Source organism: Flagellimonas sp. (assembly GCF_965222555.1).
Lineage (GTDB): Bacteria > Bacteroidota > Bacteroidia > Flavobacteriales > Flavobacteriaceae > Flagellimonas.
The window spans coordinates 302,359-320,330 of the sequence record NZ_CBDCUG010000005.1; the positions used below are offsets into that span (position 1 = coordinate 302,359).

Genomic DNA, 17,972 nt, shown 5'->3' on the forward strand with positions numbered 1-17,972 from the left:
CTAAACGTTAAGGTATTTCTCCAAATAGTCAGATCGCTGTTTTAAATCTTCCAGAAACTGATCATCACTATTCCCAAAAACAATGGTGTAATTGTATCTTCTAAAAGTCTGGGCCACCTCATTCAGGTTTTCAGACCCTACTTTTAACGTTATCTCAACCATATCGTTCTGCGAACCGGTAATAAACGCTCCCAACAAGCGTGCATTATTGCCTTCCACAATCTGGGCAATCTCACTAAATGAATAATCTTTCATCCCAATAGAGACTACCAAAATCCCACCGGGCTCTTTAAAGAAAGGAGTGTCAATAAAAGTGGAGACAACATCTTGCAAATCATAATATCCAACAATAACCTCGTCTTCGTCCAATACAGGAAGAATGTTGGCTTCATTTCTAGAAAATAGTTCCAAAACATCCAACCATGCCGTTTCTTTGGTCACAAAAAAAGTTTCCAATTCAAACCTAAAATCCTCTATTTTTTTCTGGGGTTCAAAGCATGCCAGATCATTCTCTGAAAGAACACCGATATAACCCCCATTTTCTGTAACGGCAACATGCGAATACGTGGTTTCCTCAAAAAAATGAATCACCTCCTCCAAGGTTTCAGAAACCTCAAAAACAGGAACCGTGGATATAATTTGATTCTGGATTTGCATAACAATTTTATTAAGCGCAAAATACTAATTTTAAATCGCAAAAGGCGTGCCTAATTCTTATTTTTGCCTTTCAAAAAAAGGAAGTCATGACAAAATTGAGTGTCAACATCAACAAATTGGCAACGCTTAGAAACTCTAGGGGTGGAAATGTACCCAACTTGATAAAATCGACCCAAGATATTGAGTCCTTTGGAGGGCAGGGCATCACCATTCATCCAAGACCAGATGAACGCCACATTCGTTATAAAGATGCTCATGACTTAAAAGAGGTGGTTACCACTGAGTACAATATTGAAGGGAACCCCATTCCCAAATTTGTGGATATGGTTCTTGCCATTAAACCTACTCAGGTTACCTTGGTGCCTGATGCTGAGGATGCCATTACCTCCAACGCTGGGTGGGACACCGTAAAACACAAAGATTTTTTAGTTGATGTCATCAAAGCTTTCAAAGAAAATGGAATTCGCACCTCCATCTTTGTTGACCCTGATGTAAAAATGGTAAAAGGCGCGGCAGAAACTGGCACCGACAGAATTGAATTGTACACGGAGAGCTTCGCCCATGAGTTTTCCAAAGGAAAGGAAAAAGAAAGCATACAACCATTTATTGACGCCGCCGTTATGGCAAATGAACTTGGCTTGGGCATCAATGCAGGTCATGATTTAAGTTTGGACAACATTCAGTTCTTCAAATCACATATTCCAAATCTGTTGGAGGTTTCCATTGGACACGCTCTTATCTGCGAATCCATTTATCTTGGGTTGGAAAATGTTGTTAATATGTACTTGCATCGATTGAAATAATGGAACTACTTCATTCAAAAATCATAGGAGAAGGAAAACCGTTACTGATTCTGCATGGCTTTTTGGGCATGTCCGATAACTGGAAAACGTTGGGTGCTCAATATGCTAAAAGTGGATATCAAGTACATCTCATTGACCAGCGCAATCATGGCAAAAGTTTTCATTCGGATGATTTTGATTATGAATACCTGAGTTCTGATGTTCTTCAATACATGAACCATTATCAGATTGATAATGCGTATTTGATCGGGCATTCCATGGGAGGCAAAACAGCAATGCAACTGACCACCACAAACCCCAATCGAATAGATAAATTAATAGTGGCCGATATATCACCAAAATATTACCCTCCACACCATCAACCCATTATTGATGCGTTGAAAAAATTGGATTTTGATACTATTTCCAGCAGAAAAGGAGCTGATGAAGTGTTATCTGCCTATCTTCCAGATTTTGGCATACGACAATTTTTGTTGAAAAACCTACATTGGGTAGAACCTGGAAAACTAGGGCTACGATTCAATTTTGACATCCTTAAGGATAAAATGGATGAAATTGGAGAAAACATTGCTCCTACCGCCACTTTTGCAGGTTCCACTCTTTTTCTACGTGGGGACCGCTCGGAATACATCATGCCAAATGATTTTCAGGAAATACACAAACACTTTCCAAATGCCCTAATTGAGAGCATTGATAATGCCGGCCATTGGTTACATGCAGAGAACCCAAAACAATTTCTTGAAAAAACACTTCACTTTCTAAATTCGTAAAAAACCACCCTTTTTATTATGCATGCATAATTTTTTTGGTCATTTTATTGTCTGTATAACAAATTTGACATAGTTTTGGTACTATCGGTTTTACCATAATTTAACTTAAACTAACTCTAACGGATTATAGATATGAAAAAGTTTTATGCCCTACTCCCCTTCTTAGGGTTGCTTCTAATAGCTTGTGAAGATGACGATACCCCATTAACCCCCACACCAGATCCAGACCCAATAGAATATACCTCGGGATCAGCGGATTTTACAAAATACGTAGCTGTTGGCAATTCGCTTACCGCAGGATTTTCAGATAATGCACTGTTCCAAGCAGGACAAGAAGCTTCTTTTCCCAATATGCTGGCCTCCAATTTTGCTTTGGTAGGTGGCGGACCCTTTGAAATTCCTTTTATGGCAGACAATTTGGGAGGTGCAACAATCAATGGTGTTAGAGATGCAAATATGGATGGAGCAGATGATATTGGAAACAGATTGATTTTACTTTTTACACCAGATGGACCAGCACCAACACCCAAAAGCGGAGAAGGTTCAACCGAAATCACTACCAAGTTGCCCGGACCCTTCAATAATATGGGTATTCCAGGTGCTAAAAGCTATGAACTGCTAGCTCCAGGCTATGGAAGTTTGGCAGGTTTGGCCGTTGGAGCAGCAAATCCTTACTATGTCCGCATCTCATCCGCAGAGGATGCAACCGTTATTGGTGATGCCGCCGCACAGGGTGCGACTTTTTTCTCAGCCTGGGTTGGTGCCAACGATATATTGCTATATGCCACCAATGGAGGTTCCGGCACGGATCAAACGGGCAATTTGAATCCAGCAAGCTATTCCAGAAATGACATTACGGACCCTACAGTTTTTGCAGGTTCCTTAAACGGTATTCTTGGGGCAATGACAGCAGGTGGTGCGGACGGTGTAATCGCCAACATACCCAACGTAACGGATATCCCATTTTTTACGACTGTACCGCATAACCCAGTTCCACTTGATGAGGCTACGGCGACACTTTTAAATGGATCTTATGCAGCCTATAATGCAGGTGTAGCAGGAGCTTTAAATTTTCTTGTCGGCCTATCTGCTATAACCCAAGAAGAAGCAGATTTGGAAATAGCAAAAAGAACCATTTCATTTTCTCCAGGTGAAGGCAATGCTGTTGTTATAATTGATGAAGACCTTACCGATCTTACCGGTGTAAATGCAGCACTTATAAATATGAGACAAGCTACAGCTGAAGATCTAATGGTACTTCCCTCAAGTTCTTTTATTGGCACATTGGCCAATCCGCTTGACCCAACTTCCATTAACGGAGTAGCGGTCCCATTAGCGGATAACTGGGTTTTAACCCCAGAAGAACAAACTGCAATTGACAACGCACTTACGGCGTACAACGTAACCATAGAAGCTTTGGCCACCCAATTTGACCTTGCTTTTGTTGATGCAAATGCGTTGTTGGGAGAGTTAAAGGCAACAGGTTTTCCACAAGCGGACGGAAGTACGGTTACAGCTACATTTGCAACAGGAGGCGGTTTCTCTTTAGATGGAGTACATCCTGCACCAAGGGGTTATGCCATTTTGGCCAATGCATTTATCCAGGCCATAAACACAAAATACGGTTCTGATCTACCAGGAGTAAATCCATTGGATTTCACCGGACTTTATATCGAATAATCAATATTCTAAATTCTAACTCAATTTTTTATATATTGATGGCACCGTTAAAACGGTGCCTTTTTTTATTAAAAACCATCAGATGAAACTTATTATAAAATTATTGTTGAACGCTTTGGCCGTTATCATACTTTCATATGTGCTGCCAGGCGTTGGCGTAGATTCCATAACCACCGCCATTATCGTCGCCATAGTATTGAGTATTCTCAACTTTTTGGTAAAACCTATTCTTATAATATTGACCTTGCCCATTACCATTGTCACACTTGGGCTCTTCCTGTTGATCATCAATGCGATCATAATACTTATAGCCGCTCATTTTATCTCAGGATTTCAGGTTTCCAGCATATGGTGGGCTCTTATTTTTAGTCTTTTACTTTCTTTTTTGCAGTCCATTTTGCATTCCATCTTAAAAGAGGACAAAAAGAAATGATATTGTTTGGCATTCAATGTTTTAAAAAGTTGCTGCCAAACATAAAATACCTTACTTTTGCCACCCATTTTTTGAATAGCAAATTAGGTAGGAGATGAATATTACAAAAGAGCAGATTGACGAGCTAAATGCAGTTGTAAAAGTTGCCATAAGCAAGGACGATTATCAAGATAAAGTTGAAAAAATCTTGAACGATTACAGAAAACAGGCCAATATTCCTGGTTTTCGTAAAGGCCAAGTTCCTATGGGACTTATCAAAAAGCAATATGGTAAAGCTGTTTTGGTAGATGAGGTGAACAAATTACTTCAAGACAATCTTAATAAATATCTTACTGAAGAAAAGTTAGATGTTTTGGGCAATCCATTACCCAAGCAACAGGACAACTTTGATTGGGACAGTGAGAATCTGGATTTTGAATTTGAATTGGGCCTTGCCCCTAGTTTTGATGTTCAGGTAAAAACCAAAAAAGCAGTTACGCAATACAAAATTGTTGCCGATAAAAAGATGATCGAGGAGCAAGTGGAGCGTATCCAAAAGCAATATGGAAAATTAGTTTCCAAGGATGAAGTTGGCAAAACCGACGAACTTACAGGCACATTCAAAAATGAATCTGAAGAAATAGAGCACAAGACCACCATTGAGCTTGATAAAATCAAGAGCAAAAAAGCCATCGATGCGCTTACCGGAAAAAAAGTTGGAGATTCAGTGGAATTAAAGACCAAAGGTCTTTTTAAAGAAGATTACTTTTTGTCCAGTGCCCTTGGAATTGATAGGGAAAAAGCTGAAAAGTTGAACGCGGAGGTCTCTTTTACCATCGAGGAAATCAACGAACGCCAGCCAGCTACACTTGACCAAGAACTATTTGACAAGTTGTTTGGCAAGGATGCTGTGAAGTCTGAAAAAGAACTCCGCGACAGAATCAAGGAAGATTCAGAAAAACAGTTTGAACAGCAATCCGATCAAAAATTATTGAACGATATCACGGAAAAACTTATTGATGACACCAAGTTTGACCTTCCTTCAGAATTTTTGCAAAAATGGATTCAGGTAAGTGGCGAAAATCCACTATCTGATGATGAGGCCAAAGAAGAATTTGAAAAATCTGAAAAAGGACTCCGTTATCAGCTTATTGAAGGTAAGATCATCCAAGAAAACAACCTTCAGGTTCAAATGGATGAATTAAAAGAATTTGCCAAAGGATTCATCAAGTCACAAATGGCCCAATATGGTCATTTGGACCCACAAGAAGAAGAGTTGGAGAACATTGCTATGCGTGTTATGGGCAATCAAGATGAGGTAAAAAGACTCTCTGAGCAATTGATGAGCCAAAAGCTATTGACTTTCTACAAAGAGCATGCTAATCTCAAAGTAAAAGAGGTTACTTATGATAACTTTGTAAAGGAAGCCTATAGCTAGATTGAGCTAAAAGAAATTTAAGTATCTTTACGGTGCCGGAAAATTCAGTTTTCGGCACCTTTTTTTTAAGCAAAATCGAAGAAAATCCTATGGATTACGGAACAGAATTCAAAAAATACGCCACCAAGCACCATGGAATAAACAGTATGTACTATGATCAGATTATGAGTAGTATGTACCCTATGAACATGACTCCCAATATTATTGAGGAAAGACAGTTGAATGCTATTGCCATGGACGTCTTCTCCAGATTGATGATGGATCGCATTATATTTTTGGGAACCGGAGTCAATGATCAAGTAGCCAACATCGTGCAGGCGCAATTGCTCTTTTTGGAAAGTGCAGATGCCGTTAAAGATATCCAAATCTATATTAATTCTCCTGGCGGTAGTGTTTATGCCGGATTGGGGATTTATGATACCATGCAATTTATTAAACCCGATGTTGCGACTATATGCACTGGAATAGCCGCTTCAATGGCTGCAGTTCTTTTGTGTGCAGGGCATGAGGGCAAAAGAAGTGGATTAACACATTCCCGTGTTATGATACATCAACCATTGTCTGGAGCCCAAGGTCAGGCGAGCGATATTGAGATTGCGGCAAAAGAGGTACTCAAAATAAAAGATGAATTATATCAAATCATATCTAACCACTCTGGGCAACCTTTTGACAAGGTTTATGAAGACAGTGATCGTGATTACTGGATGAAGGCAGAAGAAGCCAAAAAATATGGTATGATCGATGAGATTTTGGTAAGGGAAAAGTCCTAATCTCGAACAAATAAGCGGAAAAACTGTGGTTTGGAACAAACCAAACCAAGTTTTTTTACGTTATTAGTGGTTGAACTTTATGTGTAGATAGAATATGGCAAAGGAAAATCTGGAATGTTCATTTTGTGGAAGAAAAAAGCCTGAGACCAATCTTTTGATTGCTGGTTTGGATGCCCATATATGCGATAGATGCATTGAACAGGCCCATAGTATAGTTGCAGAAGAATCGAAACAATCCAAAAATCAAGATCTTTCCTCAGAGTTGGTTTTAAAAAAACCTATGGAAATCAGGGATTTCTTGAACACCTTTGTTATAGGTCAAGAACGCACAAAAAAGGTAATGTCCGTTGCCGTATATAATCACTACAAAAGACTTTTACAACCCAAGGGCAAAGAGGACGATGTAGAAATACAGAAGAGTAATATTGTTATGGTTGGGCAGACCGGAACAGGAAAAACCCTTATTGCCAAGACCATAGCCCGTATGCTCAATGTTCCCTTGGCCATAGTTGACGCAACCGTGCTTACAGAAGCTGGTTATGTAGGGGAAGATGTGGAAAGTATTCTCACAAGATTACTCCAGGCAGCTGATTATAATCTGGAAAAAGCGGAGCGGGGTATTGTTTTTATTGATGAAATAGATAAAATTGCCCGCAAAAGTGACAACCCTTCCATAACCAGGGATGTTTCTGGTGAAGGTGTACAACAAGGACTTTTAAAGCTACTGGAAGGAACTGTTGTAAATGTTCCGCCAAAAGGAGGACGTAAACATCCTGATCAGAAATTCATAGAAGTCAATACCGAAAATATACTTTTTGTTGCCGGCGGCGCTTTTGACGGTATTGATCGCATCATTACTAAGCGTTTGAACATGCAAGCTGTTGGTTACAGCGCTTCTAAAGCTGAAGATAGATTGGACAATGAGAACATTTTGCAATATATCATTCCAAAAGATTTAAAGGAGTTTGGACTCATCCCTGAAATTATTGGTCGTCTTCCTGTACTTACACATATGAATCCTTTGGATTCAAAAACGCTAAGAGCAATTCTTACGGAACCCAAGAATGCAATTATAAAGCAGTATGAAAAGCTATTTTCCATGGATGGAATAACCTTTAGCATTACAGAGCAGGCTTTAAATTACATTGTTGAAAAGGCCGTTGAATATAAATTGGGAGCTAGGGGGCTTCGCTCACTTTGTGAAGCGGTTTTCACCGATGCAATGTTTACATTACCAAGTAGTGATGAAAACGAGTTTAAGGTAACCAAAGCGTATGCCGAGGAAAAGCTTTCCCATGAAACCATTAAAAAGCTAAAAGCAGTTTCGTAAACTAAACCGCTTTTTTGGTTACTTTTTCTAAAAGATCCATACAAACCTGGGCAATTATTTTTTCGTCAGAGTACAACTGGTGCCCAAAACTTGGAACTACATTGAGGTCAGCTCCAACTTGTTTTTCCCATTCAGCATCAGGCCTAAACTCATCGCGTTCACCAAAAATCAGGCTTAATGGAGTACCGGGTTTCTCCTTTTCCAATCTAATCCTAGTTGGTGAAATAGCTGTAAGCGATTTAGTGGGCAACCCTTTTAAAGCAGCTTTCCAAGCAATGGTTCCACCCGTGCTAAAGGCCAAATAATGACAAGGGTCTTTTTCTTTTTTCAATAAGTGAGCAACGGCAGTATCAATCCCACCTTCTACAAATGCCTTATGGATATTTTCTTCCGTAGAAACAGGAACATCAATATTTCCCAATTGTTGGCAGTCATAAAATGTAATATTGTAGTATTGTTGGAGGTATCCAAAATAAGAAGTAATCCAAAGTCCCTTCTTTACACCCCACATATCTGAGATAACAATAAGTTTTTCAGCCATAACCTAGTTTTTAATTTTTAGTTTATAAGAAAAGGGAACTCAAAATATCTGAATCAAACTTCAGTCATAAACGGGAAAAATCCATATTTATTTGTCCAAAAGAAAAATTTGTTCGATAAATGGAAAGTGTGTACGAAAACGTTTGCGCAACCTCTAATTACTTGTTCTATGAAGGTTTCATATTCATCTGAAGCAATTCTTCAATATATACCCGTTCATTTGACAATCTGGGAATCTTGTGCTGTCCTCCCAGTTTATTCTTGGACTTCAACCAATCATGGAACAGGTTTTGTCTCGCCACATGTACTTTTGGCATTCTCAATGTGATGTTGTTATACCTTTTTGCTTCGTAATCGGAATTAAGGGATTTAAGGGCATTATCCAAAAACTCGGTAAAGTAAGCAATGTCACGTGGCTGTTTTCTAAATTCTATCACCCATTCGTGGGCTCCTTTTTCATTCCCACTCATAAAAACTGGCGCCGCGGTATAGTCCATGATCTCTGCATCGGTCTTTTGGCATATCTGTTTTAGAGCTTCTTCTGCATTTTCAATAATCAGCTCTTCTCCAAAAGCATTGATATGGTGTTTGGTGCGCCCGGTAATACGAATTCGATACGGGTCTTTGGATGTAAACCTCACGGTGTCTCCAATTTTATATCGCCATAGACCTCCGTTTGTGGAGATGACCATGGCATAGTTTACCCCTAACTCTACCTCCCACAAAGGAATTGCCTTTTCATCTTTACCGCATAAACTCATGGGGATAAACTCATAAAAAATCCCATAATCCAACATCAGTAAAAGATCCTGCGAATTATTTCGATCCTGAATGGCGAAAAAACCTTCGGATGCATTGTAGGTTTCGTAGTAGTTGAAGTTCTTTCTTGGCAATAATTTAGTGTATTGGTCCTTATAGGGTGCAAAACTCACTCCTCCATGAAAATACACTTCTAGATTCTCCCAAATCTCAAAAAGGTGGTTTTTTCCGGTTTTTTCCAACACATCATTTAATAAGACCAACATCCAGGAAGGGACTCCGGCCAAACTTGTTACGTTCTCATGAATACTTTCATCAATGATGGCCTCCAGCTTGGATTCCCATTCGCTCATGAGGGATACTTTGTTGCTTGGAGTACTGCTATACTCTGCCCAAAGTGGCATGTTGTCAATCAAAATAGCCGAAAGGTCTCCAAAAAAGGTTCCATTGTCCTCGTAAAGTTCTTTGCTACCTCCCAATCGTAGGCTTTTCCCTCGGAACAATTGCGAGTTTTCATTATTGTTCAAGTATAAGCAGAGTAAATCTTTGCTGGACTTATAATGACAATCTTCCAAAGCCTCTGTACTTACGGGAATAAACTTGCTCTTGGCATTGGTAGTACCACTACTCTTAGCAAACCATTTTATGGCGGTTGGCCAAAATAAATTTTGCTCTCCCCTTCTGGTTCGCTCAATTAAACCAGCAATTTCCTCATAACTTACTATAGGCACTCTGCTGGCAAAATCTTCATACTTGCCAATATCTCCAAACCCATATTGCTTTCCCAACACAGTATCTTGGGAAAAATCTATTAAATGCCGCAACACCTCATCCTGTACATCTAAAGGGTACTTTAAAAAAAGTTCTATCTGGTGATAACGTTTTTTTAGTAACCAAGAAGCAATGGAATTAAATAATGGTATTGGCATTTTAGGTATCTTTAACCTATAACAAGGTTGGGTGCAGTAGCTAAAATAGGGCATCTGGCATTCATTATCAAATCAGTTAAAAAACAATTAATTCCACCATGCTTTACCAAGGAGTCCTGCGCAAAATGCGAACCGAAATTGGCAACCCTATCCAATACTTTTTAGTTTTTGAAAATGATTTCATCAACATGAATCAACTGTTGGACAAGGAAATCCAAATAGATTTCATCAAATTCCAGTGTTTGAACTGCGGAAGGGAACGGCCAATATATCGACAGGGGTTTTGCAAATCCTGTTTTTATGATTCTCCCGCTGCCGGGGATTGGATTATGAAACCTGAGCTGAGTACCGCCCATTTGGACAAAGAAGATCGCGATTTGGAATATGAAAAACAGGTACAGCTTCAGCCGCATATTGTTTATCTGGCCAACAGCAGCAATGTTAAGGTAGGTGTTACCAGAAAGACACAAGTGCCTACCCGATGGATTGATCAAGGAGCTCACGAAGCCATCGAGATTGTGGAAGTGCCCAATAGATATTTAGCTGGAATCACTGAAGTTGCCTTAAAATCACATGTAAGTGATAAAACAAGCTGGCAAAAAATGCTGACCAACCGTATAGAAGATGTGGATTTGGTTGAATGGCGTGATAAATTGCATTCTAGCATACCAGACGAAGCAAGTGAGTACTTTTTGGACAGCAATACGGAAACCCATTTGGCTTTTCCAGTACTTCAGTATCCGGAAAAAGTAAAAAGCCTCAATTTGGATAAAACCCCCAGTTATAAAGGCACACTAAAAGGAATTAAAGGACAATATCTCATCTTTGAGGATAGTACAGTCTTCAATATTAGAGGCAACGAGGGTTATTTTGTAGGGATATCCATTAATTGAATCCAACATGGGAAATAGAATCATGGAAAAAAATGCACTTCTTATTGCTTCGTTTTTCATGGGTTATTTCCTATGGGCTCAGCAACCATCAAAATCCGATAAAACTCTTTTTGAAGCAGGGAATGTTTCCACCAGCGCTGTAGAATATTCTTCTTCTTTTGCTAATAGCGAAAAGGAACTATACTTTGCCCGAAGTAGTCAAAAATGGGGTAAGGGTGACATGAAAAGCACTATTTACCATTCCAATTTTGATGGTAAAACATGGTCAAAACCAAAAATTGCATCGTTTTCAGGTCAGTATGACGATAGCGACCCCCATGTTACAAAAGATGGGAATACGCTCTATTTTATTTCCAATAGACCTTCCTATGACAGCATTCAATCTTCAGATATTTGGGTGGTCAAAAAGGATGATTTGGGAGAATGGGGCATACCTTCCAGGCTACCCTATCCCATTAACTCCAAGAATAGGGAATATAGTCCTAGAACTGATGGGGAGGGCAATTTGTATTTTGCTTCGGATAGAGATGGAGGATACGGCCAAGGTGATTTATACGTAACTATGAATGACGATCAAGGAAATTTAGGAGCTCCTGTAAACATGGGTAATACCATTAATTCAACTACAGGGGAATGGAACCTGGGTATCAGTTCCAATGGTGAGATTTTGATTTTTGAGGCATCCCAAAGAAAAGAGAATATTTCACCCTATGGTGACCTCTACATCAGTTTTAAAAAGAATAGTTCTTGGACCAAACCCCAAAATATTACAGAACTAAATACCTCAGGAAGTGATCTTTATCCATTTCTAACAGACGATCTGAAATGGCTGTACTTTACAAGCAGTGATAGTTTAAAAAGTACGGATACCAACATCTATGTAACCAGTTTCACCTCCATTCTGGAAAAATACCAAACTGATACGCCGGTTATACCAATAACCCAGGAATGCCTTACCAACAATTCATATGAAGATAGGTACGCTTCCTACTCCCCAAATGGAGAAAACATCCTATTTGAATCAAATAGAGATGGTAATTGGGAAATTTATTTGATGGACAAAAACGGTAAAAACGTGCAACGGCTCACCACAACTACTGCCGAAAACAGAAGACCGTCCTGGCACCCCAACGGAAGGAAAGTACTTTTTGAATCTAACAGAAATGGAAAATTTGAGCTGTTTACATTAACGGTCAAAAACAAAAAAGTTGCTAAGCTCTCCTACCAAATAGGAGATGGAGAGCCCATTTTTGCTTCATTTTCCCCTAACGGAAAAAGGATAGCAGTTAGTTTGAGGGAGTCTGAAAACAAAAGCAACATTATTTTGCTCAATAAAAGAGGTAGGTTTCTCCAAACACTCACAAACAATGAAAGGAGAAACTTTTATCCAAAATGGTCGGGTGATGGTAAAGAAATTGTCTTTTTCTCTAGAAAAGATACGGATAACCTAGATGATGAAATTTATAGGCTAAACCTAAAAACAGGAGAAAAAGCCAGATTAACAAATTGGCCCAAACATAATTTTTGTCCATCTTGGTCACATAATGGCAAAAAAATAGCCTATGTTACCTCTATGGAAGGTACGCGTCCTGAAATTTATATAATGGACCCTGACGGTAGCAACCAGATTAGATTGACCTATAACGAGAATGGGGAAACCTTGCCCAATTGGCATCCAACAGAGAACAAAATACTGGTTACCGCATACAGGAATGGAAACTATGAAATATGCGAATTAGGGCTATAAAAATCAATTCACGGTATCCTTTTTCTTCTTACCCAAAAGATCTCCCAAAATAGATTTTGCCGTATTTTCTAAAGGATCTTCACTGGTTTCTGTAGAATCTTTGCCCTTAACACTGTCTTTTTTTGTACCACCCAAAAGGGTTCCCAATGCTTCTTTTACTCCGGATGATTCCGTTGTGGTAGAATCTTTGTCATCTTTATTGAACACATCGGAAATTAAGTCTTTGGCCGTATCCTTTCCTTGGTTCAACAGTTTTTGTTTTTGTATTTCCACCAATTGCTTCGTCAATTTGGAAACTCCACTGCTTAAATCGGTACTTACCGTTGGACTGGTATAATTCCCTCCTACGCTTGCGACTACCGGAATGGTTAGATTTTCCAAACTGGGGTCATCCATTTTTGCAATCAAGTTATTTACCTCGCTCCCCAAATATTTGGCAGGTACATCCAAAGTAGCTTTGTACTGCAGTTGTTTATCAAAGGTGTGGCTTCCATCAACATTTATGGCAATATCCTGATATTTAATTGTAAAAGGCTTCACTTTTACTGAGCCATTATCAAAGCTCAAAGCGGTTTTTAAATCGCTTAAATCCAAATTCTCCGTATCCAAAAAGTTGAGTTTGTTGTCCAAAGCGGAGAATAGTGGTGCCTTTTTTGCATCTACCTTGGTGGACAACAATTCAGCAAGTACATTTCCTGAAATGGTTGCTAAATTGGGCGTAAAATCCTCCTTTAAATTTCCTGAAATCTTTACATCCGAATTCAATTTTCCTTGAAGGGCATTTGCAAGGGGCGCCAACACTTTAAACAACTCCATTGAAGAGAAAGATTCACCAATATTGAAATTGCTCATGCCCAAATCCATATCAAACGTGGAGGTTTCTTCTTTGGTAGAAACGGAACCGTTCACACCCAAAGTACCACCAAATAAGTCAGACTTCAAGTTCTTTACCGTGGCTGTTTCATCTTTGACAATCAATGTCCCTTCTACATTTTTGAGATTCAAATTATCATACAGCACACTGCCTGCCTTGGCATCAATGGTACAGTCCAAAAATGACGGAATCTTGATGCGTTCCCCACCTTCCGAAGACGTGCCTTCCCCTTCCGTTTCTTCACCGCTCTCTTCAACCATAAAATCATCCAAGGCAAATATATTGGAGGTCAATTCAAAATGTCCTTCTACATTTTCATTATTGAACATAAAACCCAATAAATTGGTCAGGGTTCCTGTTGAATTAAAGTCAGTATTCCCAGTTTTGCCTTCAAAAGTATTCAAGGATACAGTTTGAGGATTGAACGTCATGGCTGCAGTATTTATCACTACAGGATTCTTCAATTCCTCTGAATTGTATTCAAAATCCGAAAGTTCCAGGTTTCCACTTGTCTTTGTTTTTTCATACTGCTCTTTTTCCAAAGAGGCCATGTCAAAAACCGTGGTTACATCAGCAATCAATATTCCTTTTAAATCATAATCGGATGGTATTGGATATGCCTTGGATATATTGGCAAGATTCATTTTTCCATCCAAATGTGCATTCACTTTGGTGTTGCCCAACAAATTGCTGATTCGGGAAGTAAGGTTGAACTTGTCCTGATCAATAGTGAACGACAGTTTTTTGATGTCAACATACGTATCCTCTGTGATACCCGTTGTATTCTTGATTTCCGTGTCGATAAACACATTTTGAACGGATTTTGGCAAATCTGGGTATTTGAAGGAGGCATTTTCAGAATTGATGCTTATGTCAAACGTTGGAATATGTTCCTCATCCACAATCCCTTTAAATTGCCCATTGACCTCAAAATTACCAGTGGTCTGTACCTCTTCAATATTTTTTGAGTATACCTCTGGAATGACCGCCAAAAAATTCTTGAAATCTGAAGATGGTGTTTTAAAGCTAATATCCACCTCCTGATTTTCTTCATTCACCTGTACAAATCCATCAAAAACCAAGGGTAATTGATTGATCATGGCCTTATTTTCCAAAAAGGAATATTTATTTTCCTTGAGGTCAATTCCGATGAGTGCATCTAAAAACAACTTGTTATTGTTCAAATATTTAGTGCTGTCCAATTCAAAAGAGACCAACGCATCTGTTGTAGTTTTCAGTTCGGAGGTTTCCAAGGAAAGGTCGCCCGCCCCTTCGTGGTTCATTTCAGAAATGGCCAAGTGCATCCCACTAGCCAAATCATCATAAATAATCTCCGTGTTGGTGATAGCATAAGAATCCATGACCAAGGAAAAACTACTGGAGGATTCTTCTTCACTCTCAGTTGACACTCCCTCTCCTTCTTTTCCTATATCATAGTTGGCATTTTCAGCTTCATCCACTTTAATATGGAGTTTTGCACCATCAACATTGAGACTTTTAATGGCAATGGGTTCTTCGGCTGTTTTAAACAGCTCGTTTATCGACATTTTTAACTCAATCTCCTTGGAGGCAAATAGGGTATCTCCCTCAAAAGGGGTCTTGTTCACCAAGGAAACACCTTTTAGTTGCACATTGGCATTGGGAAAACTCCTGAACAAGCTCAAACTGGCTTCATCAAAATCCAAGGTGGCATTAATATTATTGTTGACCTTATTTTTAATGATTTCAGCTATTTTACCCTCAAGTAGCATAGGAAGGGCAACAATAATTGCAATCAGGACAAGTAGGGTTATGCCTGTAATTTTTAGGGCTTTTGTTCTCATAATTTGGGAATTTTAAAACAAAATAAGTAAGAAGCTCTTAATCAAGTGCTATTTCTTCACCTATTTTTAAGTTAAATCTTTTCCGTAATACATATACGAAAAGATAAAGCAAAGGGGTGTCCAACAGGGCAATAAAAATTTTGAAGACAAATCCACTGATGACCAGACCGTAAAATTTATCCCAGGGCAATACCCCAAAAATACACAGTAGACCAACCACGGTTAAGGTATCTACAAATTGGGAAGAAAAGGTGGAAAAATTATTTCTGAGCCAAAGCATTTTGCCTTTTGTGGTCCTTTTCCAAAAATGATAGATGGAAATATCAATGTATTGTGCAAACAAATAGGCCAGCATAGATGCCAGTACCCCTAGTGGAGATAACCCAAAAACTTTTGTAAATAATTCATCACCTATAGGAGAACCTTGGATGGCCGGAACCGAATTGGCAACAAAAATAATCAACATTGAAAACAGTGAGGCAAAAATACCGGCGGTCACTACCTGATTGGCTTTCTTCTTTCCATAGATTTCTGAAATCAAATCGGTAATTAAAAAGGTAATTGGGTAAGGAAGAATCCCTACCGAAAGCTCAAATAGTGGTGCACCAAAAATGGTAACGTCCCCAAAAGGGTTCCAATAAAAGAACTTTTGAAAGATAAGGTTGGACACCACCAAGGAAGTGATGAACAATGCTCCCAGATAAAGGTAAATGGAGAACGCAGTTCTTTTATCTTTTTGCGTCATCCGTTTATTTAATGTTTAGGGAAAAGGGCATTCTGGCCTGGATTCCTTTTTGTTTCGTAATCTGTTTAAACTCTTTTAATAGCATGAACGCTTCTGTACCTATCTGTTCTTGGACAAGGGCTTCGCCAATCTTTGCCTTTACTCCACCCATATTTTCCATGAAACGCTCAAAATCGGATTTGTATTTTGGGTACTTTCGGATTCCGTAGGTGTCCAATTCGGCCATCTCAGCAGCAGCGACAATGGCATCGTCCAAACCGCCCAACTCATCGATCAAGCCATTTTCCTTGGCATGCACACCGCTCCAAACCCTGCCCTGCGCCAAAGAATCCACTTCAGCAATACTCATATTTCTTCCGGCCGCCACACGCTCCAAAAAGGTTTCATACGTATCTTCTATACCTTCTTGTACCACATTTCTAAAGGAATCGCTCATAGGTTCGAATAGCGAGTAATCCACAGAATTCTTGTTGGTCCCTACCTGTTCTGCATTTATTCCAATATCACCTGCCAATTCACTGGCATTTGGGATGGTTCCAAAAACACCAATAGACCCTGTAATGGTAGTTGGTTCCGCAAAAATTTCATCGCCTCCAACTCCAATATAATACCCGCCGGAAGCTGCAACATTTCCAAAGGAAACCACAACAGGTTTTTCTTTTTTGGCCAGCTCAACTTCCCGCCAAATGATATCGGATACCAAGGCACTACCTCCCGGGGAGTCAATCCGAAGGACAATCGCTTTTACACTCTCATTGTTCACCGCTTTTTGTATAGCTCTGGTAACCAATCCTTGGCCAAGAAATTCTTTTCCACCTTCGCCATAATAAATTTCTCCTTGGGCATATACAACGGCTACTTTATCTTTCCCTGTAAGCAATCTTTTATTACCGGCAAGTTGAACATAATCCGAGAAATCTACATAATTAATCTCCCCATCTTCATCCATTCCAAGTCTATTCTTGAGAAGTACCTCATACTCATCAAAATGAACCTTTCCATCAATAAGTCCAGATTCTACCGCGTAATCTGGTGTTCTACCACCCAAAGTATCTGCTATTGTATTCAATCTTTTGGTACTTGTACCTCTAGAGGTTCCAATATCACCAAGCATTTCTTCCCAAATAGAGGAAATCAACGCTTTAATTTGCTCTCTATTTTCAGGGCTCATGGTGTTGGAAAGATAGGGTTCCACCGCACTTTTATATTTACCGTGACGAATTACTTCCATTTTAACCCCTGCTTTCTCCTGCAAATCCTTAAAATACAGCACTTCTGTGGCTAGCCCTTTAAAATCCATACCTCCAACAGGATTTAGATACAGCTCATCTGCTACGCTAGCCAAATAATAATCTTTTTGGGTATAAAAATCCGAATGTGCATAAATGAACTTTCCTGTTTCCTTAAACTCGGACAAGGCTTTTCTAATTTCCTGGGTCTGGGCCAAACCTGCTTGCACAAAACTGGTGGTCATGCTAATTCCCTTAATATTTTCATCTGCAGAAGCTATTCTTATGGCATGTACAATATCATCCAACCCAACCTCATCATCCCACAAACCTGCAAAAGGGTCCGTTTTGTCCCTTCCCACATAATCTCTTATGGGTTCCATCAAACTTAATTCCAATACAGAATTCTTTTTAACCACTACCCCGTCATCAGCACTACCAATCAAAGCTGCGAAAATGAAGAACATCCCCATAAGTATTCCAAACGCCATCAAACAGCCCAAAATCGCCGCCAATAGATTTCTTAAAAAATTCATTTAATTCAATTTTATTCTTAGCCAAATATAACCATTG

15 protein-coding genes are annotated in these 17,972 nt (G+C 39.2%); 9 read left to right on the forward strand and 6 right to left on the reverse strand.

What is annotated here, in order from left to right:
* Entirely contained in the window at positions 1–657 is a 657-nt protein-coding gene (locus ACOQO1_RS09955; protein ID WP_420602727.1) for a CBS domain-containing protein, read from the reverse strand.
* Positions 658–743: 86 nt separating this feature from the next.
* On the opposite strand from ACOQO1_RS09955, the gene ACOQO1_RS09960 reads away from it, so the two are divergent.
* The 7 genes from ACOQO1_RS09960 to clpX all read left to right on the forward strand — a co-directional run bounded on the left by ACOQO1_RS09960 (position 744) and on the right by clpX (position 7,860).
* Positions 744–1,460 (forward strand): pyridoxine 5'-phosphate synthase, encoded by a 717-nt coding sequence (locus ACOQO1_RS09960; protein ID WP_420602728.1) that lies wholly within the window; start codon positions 744–746, stop codon positions 1,458–1,460.
* Entirely contained in the window at positions 1,460–2,230 is a 771-nt protein-coding gene (locus ACOQO1_RS09965) for an alpha/beta fold hydrolase (protein WP_420602729.1), read from the forward strand. Before ACOQO1_RS09960 ends, ACOQO1_RS09965 begins: the two co-directional genes overlap by 1 nt.
* 132 nt (positions 2,231–2,362) lie before the next feature.
* Positions 2,363–3,910: a G-D-S-L family lipolytic protein gene (locus ACOQO1_RS09970; protein ID WP_420602730.1), complete on the forward strand. Its 1,548-nt coding sequence runs from the start codon at positions 2,363–2,365 to the stop codon at positions 3,908–3,910.
* Positions 3,911–3,992: 82 nt separating this feature from the next.
* Complete coding sequence (locus tag ACOQO1_RS09975) at positions 3,993–4,343, forward strand: phage holin family protein (RefSeq protein ID WP_420602731.1); 351 nt, start codon at positions 3,993–3,995, stop codon at positions 4,341–4,343.
* 94 nt (positions 4,344–4,437) lie between these two features.
* Positions 4,438–5,760, forward strand: coding sequence for a trigger factor (gene tig / locus ACOQO1_RS09980; RefSeq protein ID WP_420602732.1), 1,323 nt, complete (start codon positions 4,438–4,440; stop codon positions 5,758–5,760).
* Between the two features lie 89 nt (positions 5,761–5,849).
* On the forward strand, positions 5,850–6,530 hold the full coding sequence (gene clpP, locus ACOQO1_RS09985) for an ATP-dependent Clp endopeptidase proteolytic subunit ClpP (RefSeq protein ID WP_420602733.1): 681 nt from the start codon (positions 5,850–5,852) through the stop codon (positions 6,528–6,530).
* A 94-nt stretch (positions 6,531–6,624) separates the two neighbouring features.
* A complete protein-coding gene (gene clpX / locus ACOQO1_RS09990) occupies positions 6,625–7,860 on the forward strand; it encodes an ATP-dependent Clp protease ATP-binding subunit ClpX (protein ID WP_420602734.1) in 1,236 nt (411 codons plus the stop codon).
* Between the two features lies 1 nt (position 7,861).
* On the opposite strand, the gene ACOQO1_RS09995 is transcribed toward clpX, so the two are convergent.
* Positions 7,862–8,401, reverse strand: a complete 540-nt coding sequence (locus ACOQO1_RS09995) for a hypothetical protein (RefSeq protein WP_420602735.1) — start codon at positions 8,399–8,401, stop codon at positions 7,862–7,864.
* Positions 8,402–8,567: 166 nt separating this feature from the next.
* Positions 8,568–10,088 carry a GH3 auxin-responsive promoter family protein gene (locus tag ACOQO1_RS10000; protein WP_420602736.1) on the reverse strand — a complete coding sequence of 507 codons (1,521 nt, stop codon included), beginning with the start codon at positions 10,086–10,088 and terminating at the stop codon, positions 8,568–8,570.
* A 98-nt stretch (positions 10,089–10,186) separates the two neighbouring features.
* Here ACOQO1_RS10000 and ACOQO1_RS10005 point away from each other — a divergent pair, with 98 nt between their 5' ends.
* Both ACOQO1_RS10005 and ACOQO1_RS10010 read left to right on the forward strand, forming a co-directional pair.
* Positions 10,187–10,981 (forward strand): DUF2797 domain-containing protein, encoded by a 795-nt coding sequence (locus ACOQO1_RS10005; RefSeq protein ID WP_420602737.1) that lies wholly within the window; start codon positions 10,187–10,189, stop codon positions 10,979–10,981.
* Between the two features lie 7 nt (positions 10,982–10,988).
* Positions 10,989–12,728, forward strand: coding sequence for a TolB family protein (locus tag ACOQO1_RS10010; RefSeq protein WP_420602738.1), 1,740 nt, complete (start codon positions 10,989–10,991; stop codon positions 12,726–12,728).
* A gap of 3 nt (positions 12,729–12,731) precedes the next feature.
* Here ACOQO1_RS10010 and ACOQO1_RS10015 read toward each other — a convergent pair whose 3' ends face one another.
* The 3 genes from ACOQO1_RS10015 to sppA are packed head-to-tail and all read right to left on the reverse strand — an operon-like array spanning position 12,732 to position 17,935.
* Positions 12,732–15,425: an AsmA-like C-terminal region-containing protein gene (locus ACOQO1_RS10015; RefSeq protein WP_420602739.1), complete on the reverse strand. Its 2,694-nt coding sequence runs from the start codon at positions 15,423–15,425 to the stop codon at positions 12,732–12,734.
* Between the two features lie 37 nt (positions 15,426–15,462).
* A complete protein-coding gene (locus ACOQO1_RS10020; RefSeq protein ID WP_420602740.1) occupies positions 15,463–16,170 on the reverse strand; it encodes a queuosine precursor transporter in 708 nt (235 codons plus the stop codon).
* 4 nt (positions 16,171–16,174) lie between these two features.
* The gene (gene sppA / locus ACOQO1_RS10025) at positions 16,175–17,935 is read right to left on the reverse strand and encodes a signal peptide peptidase SppA (protein WP_420602741.1); all 1,761 of its coding nucleotides are present in this window, start codon (positions 17,933–17,935) and stop codon (positions 16,175–16,177) included.
* Positions 17,936–17,972: the final 37 nt, after the last annotated feature.

Excerpts from the sequence above, each read along its gene's own strand:
- ACOQO1_RS10000 (WP_420602736.1), bottom strand. The coding sequence starts at position 10,088 with ATGCCAATACCATTATTTAATTCCATTGCTTCTTGGTTACTAAAAAAA.
- ACOQO1_RS09995 (WP_420602735.1), bottom strand. The coding sequence starts at position 8,401 with ATGGCTGAAAAACTTATTGTTATCTCAGATATGTGGGGTGTAAAGAAG.
- ACOQO1_RS10010 (WP_420602738.1), top strand. The coding sequence starts at position 10,989 with ATGGGAAATAGAATCATGGAAAAAAATGCACTTCTTATTGCTTCGTTT.
- clpX (WP_420602734.1), top strand. The coding sequence starts at position 6,625 with ATGGCAAAGGAAAATCTGGAATGTTCATTTTGTGGAAGAAAAAAGCCT.
- ACOQO1_RS10015 (WP_420602739.1), bottom strand. The coding sequence starts at position 15,425 with ATGAGAACAAAAGCCCTAAAAATTACAGGCATAACCCTACTTGTCCTG.
- ACOQO1_RS09975 (WP_420602731.1), top strand. The coding sequence starts at position 3,993 with ATGAAACTTATTATAAAATTATTGTTGAACGCTTTGGCCGTTATCATA.
- ACOQO1_RS10005 (WP_420602737.1), top strand. The coding sequence starts at position 10,187 with ATGCTTTACCAAGGAGTCCTGCGCAAAATGCGAACCGAAATTGGCAAC.
- ACOQO1_RS09970 (WP_420602730.1), top strand. The coding sequence starts at position 2,363 with ATGAAAAAGTTTTATGCCCTACTCCCCTTCTTAGGGTTGCTTCTAATA.
- tig (WP_420602732.1), top strand. The coding sequence starts at position 4,438 with ATGAATATTACAAAAGAGCAGATTGACGAGCTAAATGCAGTTGTAAAA.
- ACOQO1_RS10020 (WP_420602740.1), bottom strand. The coding sequence starts at position 16,170 with ATGACGCAAAAAGATAAAAGAACTGCGTTCTCCATTTACCTTTATCTG.
- ACOQO1_RS09955 (WP_420602727.1), bottom strand. The coding sequence starts at position 657 with ATGCAAATCCAGAATCAAATTATATCCACGGTTCCTGTTTTTGAGGTT.
- sppA (WP_420602741.1), bottom strand. The coding sequence starts at position 17,935 with ATGAATTTTTTAAGAAATCTATTGGCGGCGATTTTGGGCTGTTTGATG.
- ACOQO1_RS09965 (WP_420602729.1), top strand. The coding sequence starts at position 1,460 with ATGGAACTACTTCATTCAAAAATCATAGGAGAAGGAAAACCGTTACTG.
- ACOQO1_RS09960 (WP_420602728.1), top strand. The coding sequence starts at position 744 with ATGACAAAATTGAGTGTCAACATCAACAAATTGGCAACGCTTAGAAAC.
- clpP (WP_420602733.1), top strand. The coding sequence starts at position 5,850 with ATGGATTACGGAACAGAATTCAAAAAATACGCCACCAAGCACCATGGA.